Source organism: Pseudomonas sp. I3-I5, from assembly GCF_022699445.1.
GTDB lineage: Bacteria > Pseudomonadota > Gammaproteobacteria > Pseudomonadales > Pseudomonadaceae > Aquipseudomonas > Aquipseudomonas fulva.
The window spans coordinates 535,746-555,072 of sequence record NZ_CP093940.1; the positions used below are offsets into that span (position 1 = coordinate 535,746).

Genomic DNA, 19,327 nt, shown 5'->3' on the forward strand with positions numbered 1-19,327 from the left:
CGACCGGACCTACAAGAACATCAGGAATGTACATGACCCATAACAACACGGATCACCGCCGCCAGGAAGTGCAGCAGATCGTCAAGAACGCTTGCGATCAGCTCAATGCTGAAGGGGTGGATGCACGCAACTACGTGGAACAGCTTGCCTGGCTCTTCTTCCTAAAGGCCTTCGACGAAACTGAAACGCGCAAGGAGCAAGAGGCCGCCTTCGACGACACACCCTATGAGCGCCGCCTGACGGGGAGTTACGCCTGGAGCCATTGGGCGAAGGACACAGACCACCCCGACGACATGCTCGAGTTTGTCGATGGCAAGCTGTGGATCAAACTCACTAGCCCCGATCCGGCTATAGGCCTGGGCAATGATGCGCTGGCCCAGCGCTTCCGTCGCATCTTTGACAACGTACGCAATTACAGTCGCCGGGGCGTGAGCTTTGCGAAGGTCGTGCAGCAGGTCGATAGGCTGCACTTTTCCAGCGAGACCGATGTAATTGTGCTGTCGGAAATCTACGAAGACTTGCTCAAGCGTGTGGCGGCCGACTCGGCCGGCTACGCTGGCGAGTTCTACACTCAGCGCCACATCATCCGTGCCATGGTGCAAGTGGTTCAGCCGCAATCCGGCGAGCGTGTATACGACCCCTGCTTTGGCACTGCGGGTTTCCTGGGGGAGGCGGCCGACTACTTGCGCTACCACAGCACGCTGAGCGGCAATCAGCTTGATGAGTTACAACATAAGGCCTTATTTGGTCTGGAGCTCAAGCCGCTGACCTATCTGCTGGGATCGATGAACATGATTTTGCACGGCATCGAGGGTGCCAATCTCGAGCTGGCCAACACGCTTGAAGCGCACGGTCAGAACGTCTCCGAGAAGGACAAGTACCAGGTTATCCTTGCCAACCCGCCCTATGGTGGCAAGATGGCGCAGGAGCTGCAAACCAACTTTCGCGTTCGCTCCAGCGCCACCGAGTGTCTGTTCCTGCAGCACATCATGGCTAATCTGGCCAAGGGTGGCCGCGCGGCGGTGGTCATCCCGGAGGGTGTGCTGTTTCGTGGTGGTCCTGACCAAAAGGTCCGCAAGGAGTTGCTAGAACAGTTTAAGGTGCACACCATTCTGTCGCTGCCGGCAGGCTGCTTTCTGCCCTATACCGGCGTTAAGACTAATGTGATCTTTTTTGACCGTGCGGAAGACGGATCGGGCACGGAGTCTGTCTGGTATTACGACCTGACCAACGACGGCTTTGAGCTCAAGCAGACGCGCAAGCCGATTGCAGGTAACCAACTGCCTGACTTCTTGGCCAAGTGGCAAGGCCGTGTGGAGGACGACAATTCCTGGATAGTGCCCTTGGCTGACATAACGGCCAAGGGCTTTGACCTTTCCGCCAAGAACCCGAACAAGGTGGATGACTACGAGCATCGGCCGGCACTTGAACTGGTGCAGTCAATCAAGAACAAGGAGGCTCGAATCATCGAATTGCTGGATGAGCTCCAGTCAATGTTGGAGGCTTCCTAATGCCTTGGGTGACGAAGCCGCTGGCTAGCGTGACTCACCGGATTGGCGGCGGCACACCTGCACGCGAAAGGAAGGACTATTGGGGCGGCGATATCCCGTGGTTCACCGTAGCCGATCTACAGGACGTAGAAGATATCCAGTGTCTGAGCACCAGTCGCGAGTCTATTACAGAGGCCGGCTTGGCAAACAGTGCGGCAAAGCTTGTTCCTGAAGGTGCGGTTATCTTCTCGGCTCGCGTTGTTGTTGGGAAAGTGGGAATTGCAAAGAACGCAATGGCCACCAATCAAGACTTCTCGACTTTCGTTCCATGCGATGGCCTTGATCGCGAATTTCTTGCGTACTTCCTGATAAAAGCAAAAGGCGATCTAAGGTCGCATCAGCGAGGTGCGACCATTAAGGGGGTTACGACCAAAGTGCTCGACGCTCTTGAAGTGCCGCTTCCTCCGTTACCCGAACAGCGCCGCATTGTCGGCCGCATCAAGGAGTTCATGGCACGGGTAAAGGAAGTCGAGGAATTAAAGAACTCCTCACGTATTCAGCAACAATACCTATCTGCTTCCCTGATCGAGTCGGAATTGCATCCCGACCTGACGGGTGCGGAAGGCTGGACAACCCGTACCATTGGGGATCTTGTCACCACCGTTCGAAATGGAAAGTCCATTGCCCAAGATACCGAAGGCCTTGCCGACGGCGCGGTACTGACGTTGACTGCAGTTAGAAGTTTCGACCTGGGCATTTCTTTTCAAAAGCCTATCGTCCTTCCAAACCAAGTTGCCAAGCAATTCAGAATTGATGCAGGCGACGTTTTTGTATCGCGTGCGAACACCATTGAGTTGGTCGGCCTCTCTGCTGTGGCGATGGAAGCAATTTCGGAGCGACTCATCTACCCAGATCTACTCATCAAACTCAAGGTGGACCCTACCCTAATCTTGCCCCGGTATCTGGCCTATGCCTTGCGCAGTGCCAGTTCCCGCAAGCAGATCAAGGCTCGTGCGCTTGGGTCTAGCCAGACGATGGTGAAGATCTCTGGTGAACGGCTCCGGGAGATTAGCGTTCCGGTTCCGTCATTGATTGAGCAAGCGAAGATTGTCGGCCGGCTGGACGCCGCTCACGACTTGATGCGTCACCTGGCCGTGGAATCTTTGTCCGGTGAAGTCGAAGTGCTTCGCGGAGCCATCCTCCGCAAAGCCTTCGCCGGGGAGCTTTGAGCATCGTGCAGGACAAACAATGGGTCGAAGCTACCTCTCAATGGGTTGCTGCATTGGACGTGCTGCGCAGCGAAATGCCTACCAGTGAGTCCAGGGCGCTGATTCGAGAGGTGTTCGCCGCTTTTTTGCTGTTGCGCTGGGCTGATCTTCAGGATGCTGAGCAGGAAGCGATGGCAATCTTCGAAGACCGAGCCTACCTGCCGCTCTTGCCAGAACCGCTGCAGTGGCGACATTGGGTGCGGCTGGATCACCCTTCCGCTATTACCGATCGGCTGCGGGAGCTGGCGCATTATCTGGAGGGGGTGCGCGGAGATACGACGCACCCGGTTGCAGCTTATTTGCATGCGCTGGCTGAGCCGTTGCGCCGCGTGCTAAGGGTGAACTTCGTCTACCTGCACTCCTTCGTGTGCTGGGTGGCAGATCTGCCCTTCGAGACTCCGAGCGAGCGCCGTGCGCTACTGGAATTATTCGATCAGGTCATCGCCGAAACCGGCGATCCTTACGACGGGCATTATTCCACGCCGATCAATATCGCTCGCCTCGTTGCAGCTCTTGCGAACCCACAACCGGGCGAGCGCATCTATGACCCATGCTTTGGTGCTGGCAACTTCCTTGTGGCTGCATGGCTGCAGACCGAGCGCAGTCGCAATGAACTACTTCGTCCTGGCGCTTTACTGGAGGTCGCGGGGATTGAAATCAGTGCCAGCGCCTTCCTGATTGGCTTGACGCGGATGTTGCTGGCGGGTATTGAAACGCCCCGCTTGCAGCTGGGCAACAGCTTGGAGCGAGAGCCGCTGAGCAGCCCTAGCAGCCAGGGCTTTGATGTGGTTCTGGCCAACCCTCCCATTGGCGCTAAGATCAGCCGAGAGCCCTGGCGGTATCAGCACTTCGCTATTGCGACTAACGACAGCACGGGGCTGTTCATTCAGCATGCGATATCTCAGCTCAAGCCATACGGGCGTGCGGTCATCGCTGTGACTGAGGGGTTTCTATTTCGTGGCGGGGCGGAGCGAGAGTTGCGTCGCCACCTATTGGAAAAGGGGCAGATCGAGGCCGTGATTGGGCTTCCAGCTGGGGCGTTTGCTCCATATACCAGTGTGAAGGGCAGTTTGCTGGTGCTCAGTAAGCAAGGTGGTGCTAGCCGGGTACGGATGGTAGATGCCAGTACCTTGTTTGAAACACGGTCTGGCCGCAAAGCTCCGACGATCCTAGCGGAGGTTGCCGAGCAGCTAGCAAGCGAGCTTCGCCGTCCCGAACTTCAAAAGTCATTCAAAGGGAATGAAGAAAACACTCCGGACAGGGGCATGATCAGCCGCCTCTCTTGGGAGCTCGGTGTCAGTGAGCTTGAAGCTGCGGAATGGGATCTCAGTCCACGCCGTCGTGAGAAGGGTGGGCTTGATGACCTACTGGGCAATCTCAAAGAAGCCTTGGGCAAAGCTGGTGCAGTGGTCTCGCTCGCCGAGGTGGCTCAAATTATGGCCGGGCGATCCATTAAGTCTGCTGATCTGCTGGGGGAGCCCCCAACTGAGCGAGCAGTGGGTTATGTCCGGATCAAAGATCTCAGTCAAGGAAAGGTTGGACGCAGCTCGAGTTGGCTGCGCCCGGATCTTGCCAGCGTCGAACAGCGTTGGGCCCTGCTACCGGGTGACGTACTGGTATCTAAATCCGGTACCATCGGAAAGACAGCTTTGGTACGTAACGGCGCTGTGGGTGCCATCGCGGCTAACGGTCTCTATGTGCTGAGGGCAGATCAGGAGCGCCTCGACGCAGGTTTTTTGTTGGCTTATCTCGCTAGTCCGGCTTGCCAAAACTGGCTTGCCGCTCAGTCACGTGGGACAGTGATTCAACACCTCAACAGAGCCGTACTCGATGGCTTGCCGGTGCCGCTGCCTCCATTGCAGATGCAGGCACGTGCCGCTGCGCAGTACCGCGAGTTTGGCACTGACGCACTTGCGTTTTTATCCCAGGCAATGGGGAACAGTGGATCAGATCGCCTCGCCGCATGGCTGGCGGAGCTAGATGGCAAGGTGCCCAAGTTTTTAGGTGGCCTAGACGACACGCCAGCACTCAGTCACTTCGAGTCTATTGTCGCCTTGGTCAGTAGGGCCAGGAACTGGGTGGCTCATGAGCAGGTCAGTAGCCAGGCTGGACGTTGGCTGATGCCGCTGAGCCAGGCACTGCTTCCTCTGGCGGGCGTCGCTCAGATTCCACAAGGTCCTGGGCTTTTAAGTGTGTTGCAGGATGCTGAGCGAGGGGTGCAAGCCACCCTGGAGCAGACCACCGGCCACCTACCCTCTGAATCGCAGGCGCGTGCCGTTGGCGAGCGTCTTCGGGAGTGGTTGCGCGCGGCGATTGTAGACCTGATCGATTCGAATGGACTGCAGGTGCGTACCTCGCCGGGATCACTGGTGGCGGGTAGCTTCGCCGAGTTTACCGTGGAGCTGGAAAATCCCGGGGCCTTGCCGCTGCGCAATGTGCGTGTGGAAACTCAGCCGGATTGGGGCATCGTCGAGCTACCGTATCTCGCAGAGCGGGGTGCGTTCGCGATCAACCTGCGAGGGGACGTTTCCAAGCAAGTTGGCGATCTGGCGCTGCGCCTGATTTGGCAGGCACGAGCCTTGGCGGGGCAGGAAGTCGATGGGGAAATCGAATTAGTCATTCGTGTGGCCGAGCCCGAGCTAGTAGCCAACACGGTGCCCGCCGAACTGGGCGGAAGCCCCTATGTGACCGGCAGCCCGCTGGAGCCTCAACATGGTCATAGCGTTTTCTACGGCCGCGACGAGCTGCTCGGTAAGGTCAGCCGTCAAATCGCCACCCATGGAAATGTGGTACTGCTTGAGGGTAATCGTCGGGCTGGCAAGACTTCTATCCTCAAGCATCTTGAAGGGTGTTTAGCGATTCCAGGTTGGTTGGCGGTGTATGCCAGCCTGCAAGGGGCTGAAGGCGCTGCTCAAGTCGTGGGTGTGCCGACGGCCGAAGTTTTCCGCGAGATCGCCCGCAGCATCGCTACGGCACTAACCAAATTGGGCATTGATGTACCGCTGCCCAATGGCCAGATGCTTCCAGCCGGGAAACTCGCGTTGGGCGTGGCGCGAGCTTGTCGTGAAGGCATCGGTGACGAGTCACCGTTTACCGAGTTCCGCGAGTATCTGGAGCTGGTGCTGACCGTTCTGGAGCGCTCGGGGCTCGGCCTCGTTTTGATGCTCGATGAGTTCGACAAGCTGCAGGAGGGCATCGATAACGGAGTGACCTCACCCCAGGTGCCGGAGAATATTCGCTTCCTTATTCAGAGCTACCCGAAGTTCTCGGCGATCCTGACCGGATCGCGCCGCCTGAAGCGGCTACGCGAAGAGTATTGGTCAGCGCTGTACGGACTGGGAACGAGCACCCCAGTAACGACACTCGATATGGAGAGCGCACGCAAGGTGGTCACCGAGCCTGTGCGTGATCAGTTGGTCTTCTCCCAGGAAGCCATTGAACGGGTGATCGAGGTCACTGCACGCCACCCTTACCTGATGCAGTGTCTGTGCAACCGTGTGTTCGACTACGCGGTTCAGACCAAGAGCAGGTCAATCACCGTAAGCGTGGTTAATGATGCGGCGCATGCGCTGGTGCGGGACAACGAGCACTTCGCCAGTTTATGGGATTACTCAGCCCGGGGACTCCAGACGGGATGCCATCGCCGGCAGTTGATCTTGCTGTTGTGTGCGCTGAGCTTCAAACAGGGAACGCACATCGATTTTGGCACCTTACACGAACAATTGGCTCAAGTCGGCGTGGACGTCAATGATGAAGCGCTTGATGCCGATTTGAGTTATCTACGTGAACTTGAGCTTATCGAGTTCTCAGGCGGAATCGGCGATGGTGAATATCGCTTGGCCATCCCGTTAATGACGGACTGGATAGAACAACAACAGGATGCAGACGTGGTGGCCAGCCGCGCGCGCACGGAAGCGGAGGAAGAAAATGCCTGACACTCAATTCCCCATATTGGGCACTGCTGTACCACCGATGCTCGGACGAGGGGCCATTCTGCAAAAAATGATGGGCGCGCTGGCCAAGGCGACTCCGGACCATCTGCAAGTGGTCGGGCCAAGATTTGCCGGCAAAACGGTGCTTCTGCATGAGTTAGCTGCTCGCTTGCGTCAGGCTGGCTCACCCTACTCGGCTGTACTGCTATGGGACTTAGGTCATCAGACGCCAGGGACTGATGCACTCTTTATGCAACGATTGGCGAGCGAGCTCTCTTCAGCATTAAGGGGCAGCTACACCGACTATGCCAATCATCTCAAGGTCTCACAGGACAACCCTTACCAAGACATCGCAGAGGTGCTGGATATACTTAAGGATGAGGGCGTCAAAGTACTAATAATCATGGATGGCTTTGATAAGCCGCTATCCAATGGGCAACTGACGCGCAACCTATGGGATCAACTGCGGGAACTGGCGCTTAAACCCAGCCTCAGATTGGTCACTGCCAGTCGGCGCACATTACGCGACTTGATTCGCAATCCAGAGGCTCAGACTAGTGATTTCTGGAATATCTTCGAGCCGAATCCGGTGCGTGTGGGATGCTTCGATGAGAGCGACTTGGCGGCTGTTTTAGATAAGATGCCGGAATGGCAGCTTGCTGCGGGTGCCCAGACAGAACTTTGGAATGCGAGCAATGGTTTCCCGGTAGTAATGCTGGGTGTACTCAACACCGTATGCGAGTTTAGTGGGCCGGGGGCTGTGAGCGCAGTAGCCATGCAGGCTGCATGTGACAGAGCATTTCCTACGATTTCTGACAAACTAGATGCTCTATGGAGTGATTGCCTCCCCTCTGCTCAGGATCTTCTTCGGCGTGTTCTAGATGAAAGTTCTGTTGCACGAGCGGGTATAGCTGTCGCAGATGCAGATACGCTGATTGAGCGTGGGTTTGTGCAAACGTCAGCGAACAAGCTACTGAGACCCTGTCGGCTGCTTGAACGCTATCTTGATGAGCTGCCACACGAGGGCAATGCGCTTGTTCGTTTGTTTGGGACAGATGATGCCTATCGGAAGAATCTCAAGGGGGTGTTAGAACGCCGGATTGGACAGGTCAACGGCATTGATTCGACGTTGAAGCGCTATCTTGAACGCGGTACAGAGGATTTACCCGACCACCCCAGTATGTTCCTGAGTAATGTCCGTGGCATCGTTGACAAAGCATTTGATCTGGTCTGGAAGGCTGAGCTGCCAGAAAAGCGGATACCCTCCGGTTGGATATCGATCTGGGAGTACAACAAAGAAAGTGGTATCGACAGACTCAAGACGACTTTCCCTCAGGGTGTACACCGAGTGCGCTTGCTCAACCTCATGACTGGTACAGACAAGAGTGCCCCGTGCGCAGCGCACATCACGAGGGGAACCTTTGTCTTGATGAATGCGGTGCACGCGTTTGGAGACTTCGGACAACACCAAGAAGGAGCACCGATCAATCCGGGTACGGCGTACTCGGTCCTTCATCTGTGTGTTGAGCTGTCTGCTGCACTCGCTCGTGAGTTACCTTTGAACGCATAAAAAGAAAAATATATGGCGGGCATTAGTCCTCCCGACAATAGGCTGACATAAATTACTCCTAATGACAGATTATTTCCTGCAATGACTGACCGGTTTGGATACTCTGTAGTCGGTCGTGACTATCAATATCAGACTCTCTCTGGAGGGCAATGCCCATGATTTGTCTAAACGGCGAATGATCAGCCGCATGGTCAGCAGATAGTAATACCGAGTCGCGTCGCAGCGTCCATCTAGGCAATGTTCAAGGAACCATGTCACATGCTTTCTTTGCCAAGCCCAAGGCGTTTTTCGTTGCCAGCGCTCTGCAATTTAAATCGGGATGATTTTCGCCTGCCGCACATGGCGTTGCTGGGTTGCACGCGAGCCGGTCAGCACGCCAGCCAAGAACAGTTTCATGTCGAATGGCTTACTCATGCGTGCCTGCCCCTGACGTGGACTGTGGTAGAGATCGGCGACCACCGCCCATGCTTCATCCGAGAGCTCATAACGCTTTGCCATCACAGAATTCCTTTCCGTAGATGGTCGGCGACTGTACCGAACCCGGGCTGTTCCGGGGCCACATTTCAGTTTCTGGGGATTTCAGACACAGCGTAGCACCGGGCCCTAACGCACGCGACCAAACTAGACCGCTCTCCAGAGCCTGTTCAGGCAGGTACTATGATCGGCATCTGATTAGAGGAGGCGCTTAATCCTGGTTAGCAATGCCTCAGCAATTATTGGAGAGACGCTGTTGCCGATCATCCTGAAGCTGTGCCAAGTCGTTGGATGAAAGATAAAGTCGTCATGAAAACCTTGTAATCGCGCTGCCTCTCTCGGCGTGATCACTCTATCCTCGTCCGGGTGCAGTGGCCGAACCGCCTGATATGAGCCACGATCACTTCCGGTTCCCGCGCGCAGGGTAGGACAAAAGCCACGCCACTCAAGCCGCTTGTGCTTACCAACGGTATCCACGCCTCCTTGGGGAACCATAGAAAACCGCATTTTAGTCTCTGCCTTGTGCACCGTACGCTGGTGGCCAGTGAACGAACCAGATTTGGCGCGCATGCGCTTTGCGTATTCGGACAGCTTTCGACTTTTCCCGTACATCCACTGACTGCCCCCCCCACCAGTTCCCAAAGGTACGGAGTTTTTCAAGTCGTTGATGGCATCAAGGACCGTAGTAGAGAACGAAGCCGACTCGGTAAGGTAGCCAAGATCGGGAGGGCTGAGCTTCAGTGAGTTGAATCCGAATACAAACACCCTCTTCCGTTTCGTCGGGGCCCCAAAATTAGAGGCATCCAGAATGACCGGGCCAAGGACTTTCCAGTGGCTACCGAGTCGACTCAGCCCTTCATCTAGAACAGGCCTATTCTCAGGGAATGCCAAGCCAGGCACGTTCTCCATGACAAAGAATTTGGGCTGGACCTCCTCGACTATGCGGAAAAAATGGCCCACAAGTGATCGCCTAGGGTCATCAGGAAGCCGCTTCCCAATGCTACTGAAGGCTTGACAGGGTGGGCCACCTACGATGCCGTCAACACCTTCGGGCATGTAGGGGCGGATATTTTCCCACGCCAACGTCGCTACGTCGGCGTGGAGAAAAGGGGTTGTAGGAAAATTGACAGGGAATGAGCTTGAGAGGATCGGGTCGATGTCCACAGCCAAGCAGGTCTTGAAGCCCGCATTTTTGGAGCCGAGCGCTAGCCCGCCGCATCCACTAAAAAGGTCGAGTAGGGTAGGCATAATTAGAGTCCATTAGCATTGGCACAGCATACGCGATCAGAAGCTTTTTGTCGATCGTGAAGGCTAGCGAAATGCCAGCAAAGCGGTCATTATCGCCGAAGAGACCGGAGGTACATGATGGCTGAAACGGACGTTCCACACCGCAAGGAAATCAACGCAGAGCCTACGAAAGCGTTCTTCGTAGACATGCTGACCCGCGATATTCCACTTGAACAGGCTGTGCTCGATCTAGTCGACAACTGCGTCGATGGAGCCAAAAGAATAGCCGCAGGCCGGGAAAGCGACGCTACTCGCCCTTACGATGGATGTAAGGTCGAAATCGTGCTTAACAGCCACCAGTTCAGCATTTACGATAATTGTGGCGGATTCGATGTCGAAACTGCTCAGGAGTATGCGTTTCGCTTCGGTAGGCCCGCGGCTGCCGCTAGAACTGCACACTCTATCGGCCAATTTGGCGTGGGCATGAAGCGAGCGCTGTTCAAATTCGGACGCCATTTCAGAGTTGAGTCATCCACCTCAGCAGAAACATGGGCTGTAGATGTTGACGTTGAAAAGTGGGAAGCTGAGACAGGTGGCTGGAGTTTCCCTTGGGCCGAAGTCCAATCAGACAAGATTGGAAAAGACAAGCCGGGGACTGACATCTTAGTAACCAAGCTGCGGCGAGAAGTTGCAGCAAAATTTGGTACAACTTACTTCGTCAACTCAATTATCGGTCTAATCAAGTCAAAACACCGGCAGTTTATTTCAGACGGCCTAGATATCAAGGTTAACGATACTCGAATCGATGCAACGAATATTTATCTACTTGTTGGTGATGGGTTTACGCCTGGAACCGACATTTTAGAGTTCAGCGAAGATGGCGCCGCTACCGTTACAGCGAAAATTATAGTAGGCTTAGGGAAGTCGTCTCCGAAGGAGGCAGGCTGGAACGTTATATGTAATGGCCGGGTCGTCTTGGAAGCAGACCGCAGGCCTCAAACAGGCTGGGGTTTACTGGAAGAAAACGCTGAGAAGATGATAATCCCCAGCTTCCACAACCAGTTCGCTAGATTCCGAGGCATAGTTTCATTCGACTCAGATGACTCATCTCGAATCCCTTGGAATACGACCAAAACCGATGTGGACGTAGACAGTAATGTTTGGCGATCAACATTCCAGCGTATGCTGGAAATGATGAGACCGGTAATCGACTTCCTCAACGAGCTGGACGCTGATATTGACGAGAACACCAAAGAGAAGAGCCCTCTTTTAGAGTTCGTCACCAAAGCAGCCCCTCAAGGCCCGGAGACGTTCCAGAAAAAAGCGGACTTCACCGCACCAAACAGAAGCTCAGTTGCTAGGGGGCCAAAGTTGGTCAAAATACAATACTCTCGAACAGTTGATGACGTTGAGTTCCTACAAGATGCTTTAGGGGTAACATCAGCAAAGGCTGTAGGTGAGACTTGCTTCGACATGGTTCTGACGAGGCAGCGCGACTGATGAGCGGAAGCTTCCGAAAAATCGACTATTCTTTACGGCCAGCTAAACACGCCGAGAGAAAAATGTTAGTTGACGTTCTTCGTCGGCTTACTCCATTCCAAGCAGTGGAGGACTATTGCTATATTGGCTTCGGGTCGGTCTGGTTTTCGGATTTCATTTTATTTCACCGCATGCTTGGTATAAATAAAATGATATCCATTGAGCAAGCTGAGGGGGCTCGAGCCCGATTCGAGGAGAATAGGCCTTTCAATATCAATATCGAATTCGGAAATTCATCTACTGTTCTACCTCGATTAGATTGGTCGGAGCGAGTTATTGCGTGGCTCGATTACGACGATCCTTTAGAGCCCGGTATGCTGCAAGATGTTCGGTCAGTCGCAAACCGGGTCCGTTCTGGCTCGGTTTTAGCCGTATCGGTCCAATGTGTTAAGGCTCCGTCCCTAATCGATTATCAGCGGGATACGGACGAAGGCAAAATGACCGCAATCGAGCGTTTCAGGCAAACATTTGGTCGAGAACGAGTCCCAGAAGATGCACGAGACGATGATCTTGCAGGATGGCCCTATGGGACTCTTAGCCGAAAGATGCTGATTATTGAGATCGAGTTGGCTCTAGCCGAACGTAACCTGAGTGCTGGCACGAGCCTCCGATTCGAATCAATTTGCGAGATCGAGTATCAGGATGATGCTCGAATGTGCACCATCGTTGGAGCGTTTGTCGACGAGGACGAAATCAATCGACTTGAGGCTTGTGCTTTTGAGCGGCTCGACTTCATGCCGGCAACGCAAAAACCTATTCGAATTGAAATGCCGAAGTTGACAATTCGAGAGCTTCGGAAAATTGAGCAACAGCTTCCTAAACCTGTAGACCGAGAGCTGGACCTGGGCTCAATACCCGCATCCGACGCGGAGAAATTTTGCCGGATGTACAGATATCTTCCGAACTTTGCAGTGATGGAAATCTGAATAGATTGCAGCAGGCAAGGATAGTCCTTGCCTAACTCAACCTCATTCAAAGCTACAAACCCGTCTCGCTCAGCAGCAATGACGGCTTGCATCCCAAGGCCGTCGAAATTCTCACGATGTTCAAGAACGTCACGTTCCTCTCTCCGCTTTCAATCTTACTCATATGAGAGCGATCTATCCTCGCCTCATCCGCAAGCGCCTCTTGAGATAGGCCTAGGCTTTGTCTGAAACTCCAAGAAACTGAAATGTGGCCCCGGAACAGCCCGGGTTCGGTACAGTCGCCGACCATCTACGGAAAGGAATTCTGTGATGGCAAAGCGTTATGAGCTCTCGGATGAAGCGTGGGCGGTGGTCGCCGACCTCTACCACAGTCCACGTCAGGGGCAGGCCCCGCAGCAGTGATCGTTTGATGCTCGATGGTATTCTCTGGGTGCTCTGCTCAGGAGCAGCCTGGCGAGATATGCCCGAGCGATTCGGGTCTTGGGCGACTGCCTATCACCGCTTCCGAGTCTGGCGAAACCGCGGAACGTTCGATCAGATGCTCAGACGATTGCACCTCAGACTCAATGACAAGGGCTTGATCGATCCCCACACCTGGATGATCGATTCGACCGCTGTTAGAGCAACCCGTGTTTCATCTGGAGCGCGGAAAAAAAGGGGGCCTGACGATCACGCTCTAGGCCGAAGTCGTGGCGGCCTGACAACCAAAATCCACATGCTCTGCGACGCCAACGGGATACCGTTGCGCTTTCTCCTCTCTGGCGGTCAAGCCAGTGACATCAGCTACGCACAACCACTGCTGGACGAGGTCAGCATTCCATCGAGCCAACGTGGCCGCCCGCGCAAGCGCTGTAAAGGGTTACGACGCCGAAGCGCTACGCCGCTACTGCGATCAATATCGAATACAACCCGTCATCCCGCTGCGCTCGATGAAGCGCAAGCCCAAGCCTGGCTTACCCAGACTGTTCGACCGGCCCAAATACCGACAGCGCAACATCATCGAACGCATGTTTGGCGGGCTGAAAGAGAACCGCCGGATCGTCACGCGCTTCGACAAGCTAGCAAAAAGTTACGTCGCGATGGTCTCGCTGGCTTGTGTCATGCGGTGTATGCGACGGCTTTTTTCAGACAGCGCCTGGCATCGTGTGAGCCGGAATAACGCCTGGAATACCGAATCGCTGGAATTCAAAAGCGCTCAAAAGACCGCGAAAGCGCTGGAAACCACATATTTACCAAACCGCAGGCACAAAAAAAGACGCCCATTAGACGTCTTCCTTCGTTAATTTGGTGGAGCCGGGGGGATTTGAACCCCCGTCCGCCAGTACTCCGCTGTCGGTACTACATGCTTAGCCGTGTCTATTGAGTTAATCCGCAGCCGCCCGACGGGCAGGGTGCTTTGGACGAGTTGGGTAAGTTTTAGTCGCTTTGCCCCCAACGTGCTACACGACGATCCTGTTCTGTATGACAATCACTTCGGGTTTACAGGCATCCCCTGGTGATTGCTGGAGCCGAAGCTACCAGGAGAGCGGGCTCAGCTGCTTACGCAGCGAGAGCGTAGCCCTCGTAGTTTTCGTCATTGGCAACTATAGAAAGTTGCAACAGTGGATTTACGAGTTCTGTTACCAACTCGGCATGCACCTAGAGTTTCGCTACCGGCGTCGAATCCTAATCGGCCCCACACTAGCTCTAAGCTAACGCACCTTACGGCACGTGAACCGGAGTATACGGCATTGCGCGGGCGGCGTCGACAGCTGAGCGCTCACCCGCGCGATGCATCAGGCGCCGCCGCTGCTCGAGCCGCTGCCTTTGTTGGTGTTTTGCAGCGTGGTCAGGGCTTTTTGAGTGATTGCAATGCACTCCTTGTCATTGCCTTTTGCCTGGGCATCTTTGGCCTTGGTCACTTCATCATCGATTTGCGTTTTGAGGCCTTCCGAGGTGGCTCCGGCGGTGGCCATGCTGTCGTTGATTTTCTGCAGGTTCAGGGCGCACAGGTCTTTTTCGGCAGCGAAGGCCGGCGAAGCGAGCAGGGTAGCGGCCGCGAACAGGGCCGAAAGCGCGGTACCTTTCATGGGAGTCTCCTCTGTGGCCTCTGGTAGGTGGGCCTGTAAAGGTGGACTGTGCCGTTTGGCTGACAGTTCCGTTTTGATGGTGGCGGGATGGCATGAGGGTTTGTGGCGGGATGTTGCTGGAGTGCAGAGTGGGAAGGGGCCGCTTTGCGGCCCATCGCGGTCGGTCCGGCGCCCCGGCGAGGCCGCTCCCACAGGGGGGTAGCTTTAGGCTACTGGGCAGGCGGTTGGGCGGGTGCCGTCTACGACTTCGTTGTAGGGCGCCTGGTCGCGGTCGCGTAGGCCATAGTCGCGGATGACCGAGGTGACGCGCACGCGGTAGTCGTCGAAGATCTTGTCGCGGCCGGCGCGTTGGGCAGAGAGGTGGGCGGTGACGTTGCGCCATTGCACCACGGCTTCTTCATCGCGCCAGGTGGTCACCGACATCACTTTCTTGGGGTTGAGGGTGCTCTGGAAGCACTCTACCGAGATGAACCCTTCCATGGGCTTGAGCAGGGGGGTGAGCTTGTTGACCAGGTCAACGTAGGTTTCGCCCTGGCCGGGCAGTGCTTGCAACTCGAACAATACGACGATCATGGGGCGTGCCTCATCCTTGATGACTTTGTTGTTTTGATGCGGTGGTGGTGCAGCGGGTTACTTCAGGTTGGCGAGCCAGGCGCGCATCACGCGGGCGGCGGCCTGGGTCAGGCGCTCGCCGAGTTCGGCGGCAGCCGAGCGCAGGGCGATGGGGTCCAGGCCGGCCTGGCCGACTTCGTTGGCGTGGCCTACCAGCCATTGCTCGATGCGGGCGGGGTCGGCTTCCAGATGGCATTGCAGGCCCAGGATGCGGTTGTCCACGGCAAAGGCCTGGTGCGCGCAGATGTCGGTCTTGGCCAGCAGCACGGCGCCCTGCGGGATGTCGAACTGGTCGCCGTGCCAGTGCAGCACGGGTACGTCGCCCAGTTCGGCAAGCGGCGATTGCTGGCCTTCGGCGGTGAGGGTAAGCGGCGAGAAGCCGATTTCCTTGACGCCCATGGGGTAGACCTTGGCGTTCATGGCGCGGGCGATCAGTTGTGCACCCAGGCAGATGCCCAGCATGGGCTTGCCGGACTCAATGCGTTGGCGCACCAGCTCGAGCTCGGCCTTGAGGAAGGGGTAGGGCTTTTCGTCGTAGGCGCCAATGGGGCCGCCCAGCACGATCAGCAGGTCGGCCTGCATCACCTGTTCGGCGTGGAGGGTTTCGACGGTGGGGTCGATGTAGGTGAGGCTGTAGCCGGCCTCACTCAGAACGGGGGCCAGGGTGCCGACGTCTTCGAAGTGGATGTGGCGCAGTGCGATGGCTGTTTTCATGTGCAAACCCGATGATGAAAGAAGTGAGGGCGCGGTTTACGCCGTAGGGTTGAGGTCGACCTTGATCGTACCGGCCTTGGGGAAGGTGCAGCAGGCCAGGGCGTGGCCGTCGCGCTTGTCCTGGTCGGTCAGGCAGAAGTCTGGTTCGACGGTGTACTCGCCTTCCGACACTTTCAGCCGGCAGTGGCCGCAGATGCCGGCGCGGCACAGGCTGCGTACGGCGATGCCGCTGGTTTCCAGCATCTCCAGCAGGCTCTTGCCCGCGGCGGGCTCCAGCACCTGGTCGTTATGCTGAAGGTGCAGGCGCAAGGGGCTTTCGGCCTGGGCATCGTCTGGCGTGGCCGGGGCAGAGGCCGCTGGTGGGGTGAAAGATTCGATCAGCAAGGGGCAGGTGGGGAACAACGCCAGCAGGTGCTCGCGCATGCCCTGGGCGAAGCCGTGGCTGCCACAGATCACCACGCTGTCCGGGTTGCCCAGCGCTTTCAGGTCCTGGGCTTGTGGGCGGCCGGCCTTGAAGTGGCCTTTGCCGTGCACCGCTTCGCGGGTGACGAACACCTGCAGGTCGAACCAGGGGCAGCTCAGTTCCAGTTGCAGCAATTCGTGCAGGAACGGGATGTCGGCAATGGACGGCACGCACAGCAGCAGGCTGACCTGGGGCACGTTCAAGCCGCGCAGGGCGCGCTCGTGCAGCCCGCGCAGCAGGGCGATCGGCAGGGTGATGCCGATGCCGCCGGCCAGCAAGCCGACGTGGCGGCAGGCCTGGACCGAAGCCAGGGTGATGTCACCTGCGGCGAACTGCACGTCGAAACGCGTGCCGGGCTGGCAGGTGGCGTGCAACTGGTCCGAGACCCCGCCACGGCCTTCGCGCTTGATCGCCAGCTCGAACTGGTCGTTGCCAAGCCTGCGGGTGATGGAGTACAGCCGTTGCTGACGGGCGCCGGACAGGTCCGTTGCCTGCAACGCCACGTGCCGGCCGGGCACGAGGTCTGCCAGAAAGGCGCTGGAGGCGTTGAGTACGCGCAGGCCAAATACCTTGATCTGCGCGGTCTCGCTGCTGACATGCTCGCACACGGCTTCAAAGCCTGTCGGGGTACTCATGCGCTAGCCCTCTCGCGCAGCTGTTCGACGGCCTGTTCGGCGCTCTCCAGGCCATTGCCGGCCAGGCCGATGCGGTTGACCAGGGCTTCGAGGGAGTCGGTATAGACGCTGATCTCGTTGTTGTCGCCCACGTCGTGCAGGATCTCGTTGCCGTTGGGGAAGCCCAGCATCTCGAACACCCGCGACCAGGCGCCCATCTCGTTGTTGGCGAACATCTGCACGGTGCGCAGGATGATCGAGCGCAGGTACAGGCGTTCCTTGCGGGTCAGGCCGTTGACGATGTCGGTGGCGACGAAGCTGAACACGCTGGAGTGGCTCCACTCGTCCATGGCGTGGGTGCGGGTGACCTCGTGGCAGACCGACTGGATGGTGGTGTCTTCGGCCATGGTCTTGAGGTAGTCGGTGATCAGCGTTTCGCTGGCGCAGGCGATGCCAAAGCGGGTCAGGCGGCGTTCCCATTCGGCGGTGCAGTTGGCCAGCAGCGCTTCGCGCCAGGTCACCAGGTTGAAGGCGCTGAAGTCCAGAGGGGTAAGTTGGCGCATGTCATAGATATAGTTGCAGGCCATGATCGACATGCGTGTATGCAGGGCTTCATCGAGCAGGGCTTGAGACATTACATCTTGCAGCAGTGCGCGGTTATGGCTGTGGGGCGGGGTCTTGATAATGTCTTCGCAGGCCGGCACCACCACATTGCATTCAATATAAATGGTCTTGAGGTTATAAATGCCCCAGGCGTAGGACATGCACTTGGACTGCAAGTCCTTGGGGGCTTCAAGCCAGGCCTGGTGGTTGCGAAACGGCAGCAGTGAATGGCTGAAGTCGTTCTTGTTGGCATCGAACGCCAGGCCCCAGTAATCGGGTTGTGGCTGGTTCACGGCAGCGCGGGTTTTCCACAGGGTTGAAAGTTTGGCGAGCATGCCTCTAACTGCATCATCGGTACCGCTATGGTTAACATCCATGTTAAAACTCCAGGCTATCGGTTGTAGTTGTTCAGTTTGATTACGCCGGCTGGGTGGCACGCACAGGTGCGGGCGGCGCCCTTCAAGTTTGCGGTACAAATGTGTCGTTATTATTGCGTCAGGTCATTTAAATGAAAGTTGCAGCGCAGTGACTTTGCGCTGCCGCGCCATTACCCATTCCTGCAACAATGTCAGGGCCACGGTCAGGCCCATGAAGGCGGCACTGGCCCAGAAAATCGCGTTGGGGTGGCCCTGGTCCAGCAACCAGCCGAACCCGACTGGCCCGATGGCGCCGCCGATGTTGAAACCCGTGGACACGATGCCGAAGGTCTTGCCTTCAGCCCCTTTGGTGGCGGCAGCCCGTACCAGCATGTCCCGTGACGGGGCGATCACGCCGGTCAAAAAGCCCGCCAGGCCCAGCACGGCAAGCAAGAGCGGCTCGCTCAGGCCCGCCGTGGCCACCAGCAACATCAGCATGCACGCCACCCCAAAAGCGCTGGCCGCCACCACCCCGTGACGCTGGGTGCGGTCGGCCAATGCACCGCCTGCCAGCACGCCGAATGCGCTGGCGAACAGGAAGGCGGTCAAGGCCGAGTTGGCCCAGTACAGCGCCACGCCCTGGCCTTGCATCAGGGCCGCGACGGAAAACTTTTCGATGGCGCCAGTGCTCAGGTTCAGCAGCACGAACAGCAGGGTCAGGCTGATGATCATCGGCGAGAGCAGCGCCACGCGTTGCGCCTGCACGGGCTTGGGTGCCGGGGCGGGCGGCGCGTCACTGACCTGGGCCAGTGCCGAGCCGGGTATCAACAGCAGGGCCAGTGCTGCAAAGCCCACCAGCGCTGCGGTCGCGAAGGCCATGGCCGGGCCGCTGGCCACCGCCACCCCCAGCAGCAACACCGGGGCCACCGCCGCGCCCAGAAAACCTGCAAAGGTGTGCACCGAGAACGCCTTGCCGATGTGCGCAGGGTTGATGTGCCGGGACAGCAGGGCATAGTCGGCAGGGTGGTAGACGGCATTGGCCACCCCCGCCAGCGCCATGCCCACCAGCAGGCAGGTGTAGCCGGGCAGCAGGGCAATCAACAGGAAACTGCAACTGCCCAAGGCCAGGGCCATCAGCAGCAGGCGCCGGGCGCCATGGCGATCGACGGCAAACCCCATGGGGGCCTGCACCAGCGCGGTGACGATGTTGAACACGCTGAGGGCCAGGCCCAACGCCACATAATCCACGTTCAAAAAAGCAGGCAGCAGCGGAAAGAGCGCCGCCAGCACCATGATGTGCAGGTGGCTGACAAAGTGCGCTGCGGCGACTTGCGGCAACAGGCCGATACGTATCGTCATGGTGAAACCTGTAGTGGCATGAGCTGAGTCGGCGCAGAGCTTAATGAGGCTTTGGTCTTGTCGGGTAGTCCAATTAGTGGCAATAGGCCAGACCGCTTTGGCCCATCTTTC

The 19,327-nt window shown here is 57.1% G+C and carries 13 protein-coding genes, 1 other RNA gene and 3 pseudogenes; 7 read left to right on the forward strand and 10 right to left on the reverse strand.

Features of this window, described 5'->3' with window-relative positions:
* Positions 1 to 32: 32 nt before the first annotated feature.
* Genes MOP87_RS02360 through MOP87_RS02375 form a run of 4 tightly spaced genes read left to right on the forward strand, consistent with a single transcriptional unit; the run spans position 33 to position 8,260 of the window.
* Positions 33 to 1,511 (forward strand): class I SAM-dependent DNA methyltransferase, encoded by a 1,479-nt coding sequence (locus tag MOP87_RS02360; protein WP_242810081.1) that lies wholly within the window; start codon positions 33 to 35, stop codon positions 1,509 to 1,511.
* The gene (locus tag MOP87_RS02365; protein WP_242810082.1) at positions 1,511 to 2,719 is read left to right on the forward strand and encodes a restriction endonuclease subunit S; all 1,209 of its coding nucleotides are present in this window, start codon (positions 1,511 to 1,513) and stop codon (positions 2,717 to 2,719) included. Before MOP87_RS02360 ends, MOP87_RS02365 begins: the two co-directional genes overlap by 1 nt.
* Positions 2,720 to 2,724: 5 nt before the next feature.
* Positions 2,725 to 6,693, forward strand: coding sequence for an N-6 DNA methylase (locus MOP87_RS02370; RefSeq protein ID WP_242810083.1), 3,969 nt, complete (start codon positions 2,725 to 2,727; stop codon positions 6,691 to 6,693).
* Positions 6,686 to 8,260: an ATP-binding protein gene (locus tag MOP87_RS02375; RefSeq protein WP_242810084.1), complete on the forward strand. Its 1,575-nt coding sequence runs from the start codon at positions 6,686 to 6,688 to the stop codon at positions 8,258 to 8,260. The genes MOP87_RS02370 and MOP87_RS02375 overlap by 8 nt, the downstream gene beginning before the upstream one ends.
* A 69-nt stretch (positions 8,261 to 8,329) precedes the next feature.
* Here MOP87_RS02375 and MOP87_RS02380 read toward each other — a convergent pair.
* Positions 8,330 to 8,674: pseudogene (locus tag MOP87_RS02380) on the reverse strand (hypothetical protein).
* A 258-nt stretch (positions 8,675 to 8,932) separates the two neighbouring features.
* The gene (locus MOP87_RS02385) at positions 8,933 to 9,982 is read right to left on the reverse strand and encodes a DNA cytosine methyltransferase (protein WP_242810085.1); all 1,050 of its coding nucleotides are present in this window, start codon (positions 9,980 to 9,982) and stop codon (positions 8,933 to 8,935) included.
* Positions 9,983 to 10,096: 114 nt separating this feature from the next.
* On the opposite strand from MOP87_RS02385, the gene MOP87_RS02390 reads away from it, so the two are divergent.
* A complete protein-coding gene (locus MOP87_RS02390) occupies positions 10,097 to 11,461 on the forward strand; it encodes an ATP-binding protein (protein WP_242810086.1) in 1,365 nt (454 codons plus the stop codon).
* Positions 11,461 to 12,426, forward strand: a complete 966-nt coding sequence (locus tag MOP87_RS02395; protein ID WP_242810087.1) for an O-methyltransferase — start codon at positions 11,461 to 11,463, stop codon at positions 12,424 to 12,426. Before MOP87_RS02390 ends, MOP87_RS02395 begins: the two co-directional genes overlap by 1 nt.
* 52 nt (positions 12,427 to 12,478) lie before the next feature.
* Here MOP87_RS02395 and MOP87_RS02400 read toward each other — a convergent pair.
* Positions 12,479 to 12,643 (reverse strand): annotated as a pseudogene (locus MOP87_RS02400) (helix-turn-helix transcriptional regulator); the annotation flags it as partial.
* 92 nt (positions 12,644 to 12,735) lie between these two features.
* Here MOP87_RS02400 and MOP87_RS02405 point away from each other — a divergent pair.
* Positions 12,736 to 13,553 (forward strand): annotated as a pseudogene (locus tag MOP87_RS02405) (IS5 family transposase); the annotation flags it as partial.
* A gap of 158 nt (positions 13,554 to 13,711) precedes the next feature.
* Here the strand turns inward: MOP87_RS02405 and ssrA are convergent.
* The 7 genes from ssrA to MOP87_RS02440 all read right to left on the reverse strand — a co-directional run bounded on the left by ssrA (position 13,712) and on the right by MOP87_RS02440 (position 19,216).
* Positions 13,712 to 14,103, reverse strand: a transfer-messenger RNA (tmRNA) gene (gene ssrA, locus MOP87_RS02410).
* A gap of 98 nt (positions 14,104 to 14,201) precedes the next feature.
* Positions 14,202 to 14,495 carry a hypothetical protein gene (locus tag MOP87_RS02415; RefSeq protein WP_049696595.1) on the reverse strand — a complete coding sequence of 98 codons (294 nt, stop codon included), beginning with the start codon at positions 14,493 to 14,495 and terminating at the stop codon, positions 14,202 to 14,204.
* 204 nt (positions 14,496 to 14,699) lie between these two features.
* Complete coding sequence (locus MOP87_RS02420; protein WP_027915438.1) at positions 14,700 to 15,068, reverse strand: antibiotic biosynthesis monooxygenase; 369 nt, start codon at positions 15,066 to 15,068, stop codon at positions 14,700 to 14,702.
* Between the two features lie 57 nt (positions 15,069 to 15,125).
* Positions 15,126 to 15,821 carry a glutamine amidotransferase gene (locus MOP87_RS02425; RefSeq protein WP_242810088.1) on the reverse strand — a complete coding sequence of 232 codons (696 nt, stop codon included), beginning with the start codon at positions 15,819 to 15,821 and terminating at the stop codon, positions 15,126 to 15,128.
* Between the two features lie 36 nt (positions 15,822 to 15,857).
* The gene (locus MOP87_RS02430) at positions 15,858 to 16,919 is read right to left on the reverse strand and encodes an iron-sulfur cluster-binding domain-containing protein (RefSeq protein WP_242810089.1); all 1,062 of its coding nucleotides are present in this window, start codon (positions 16,917 to 16,919) and stop codon (positions 15,858 to 15,860) included.
* Positions 16,916 to 17,878 (reverse strand): diiron oxygenase, encoded by a 963-nt coding sequence (locus MOP87_RS02435; protein ID WP_236165751.1) that lies wholly within the window; start codon positions 17,876 to 17,878, stop codon positions 16,916 to 16,918. Before MOP87_RS02435 ends, MOP87_RS02430 begins: the two co-directional genes overlap by 4 nt.
* 123 nt (positions 17,879 to 18,001) lie before the next feature.
* Entirely contained in the window at positions 18,002 to 19,216 is a 1,215-nt protein-coding gene (locus MOP87_RS02440) for an MFS transporter (protein WP_028687091.1), read from the reverse strand.
* Between the last annotated feature and the right edge of the window lie 111 nt (positions 19,217 to 19,327).

Bases quoted from the DNA above. Each gene is read 5' to 3' on its own strand.
- MOP87_RS02360 (WP_242810081.1), top strand. From the start codon at position 33: ATGACCCATAACAACACGGATCACCGCCGCCAGGAAGTGCAGCAGATC.
- MOP87_RS02365 (WP_242810082.1), top strand. From the start codon at position 1,511: ATGCCTTGGGTGACGAAGCCGCTGGCTAGCGTGACTCACCGGATTGGC.
- MOP87_RS02375 (WP_242810084.1), top strand. From the start codon at position 6,686: ATGCCTGACACTCAATTCCCCATATTGGGCACTGCTGTACCACCGATG.
- MOP87_RS02385 (WP_242810085.1), bottom strand. From the start codon at position 9,982: ATGCCTACCCTACTCGACCTTTTTAGTGGATGCGGCGGGCTAGCGCTC.
- MOP87_RS02390 (WP_242810086.1), top strand. From the start codon at position 10,097: ATGATGGCTGAAACGGACGTTCCACACCGCAAGGAAATCAACGCAGAG.
- MOP87_RS02395 (WP_242810087.1), top strand. From the start codon at position 11,461: ATGAGCGGAAGCTTCCGAAAAATCGACTATTCTTTACGGCCAGCTAAA.
- MOP87_RS02415 (WP_049696595.1), bottom strand. From the start codon at position 14,495: ATGAAAGGTACCGCGCTTTCGGCCCTGTTCGCGGCCGCTACCCTGCTC.
- MOP87_RS02420 (WP_027915438.1), bottom strand. From the start codon at position 15,068: ATGATCGTCGTATTGTTCGAGTTGCAAGCACTGCCCGGCCAGGGCGAA.
- MOP87_RS02425 (WP_242810088.1), bottom strand. From the start codon at position 15,821: ATGAAAACAGCCATCGCACTGCGCCACATCCACTTCGAAGACGTCGGC.
- MOP87_RS02430 (WP_242810089.1), bottom strand. From the start codon at position 16,919: ATGAGTACCCCGACAGGCTTTGAAGCCGTGTGCGAGCATGTCAGCAGC.
- MOP87_RS02435 (WP_236165751.1), bottom strand. From the start codon at position 17,878: ATGGATGTTAACCATAGCGGTACCGATGATGCAGTTAGAGGCATGCTC.
- MOP87_RS02440 (WP_028687091.1), bottom strand. From the start codon at position 19,216: ATGACGATACGTATCGGCCTGTTGCCGCAAGTCGCCGCAGCGCACTTT.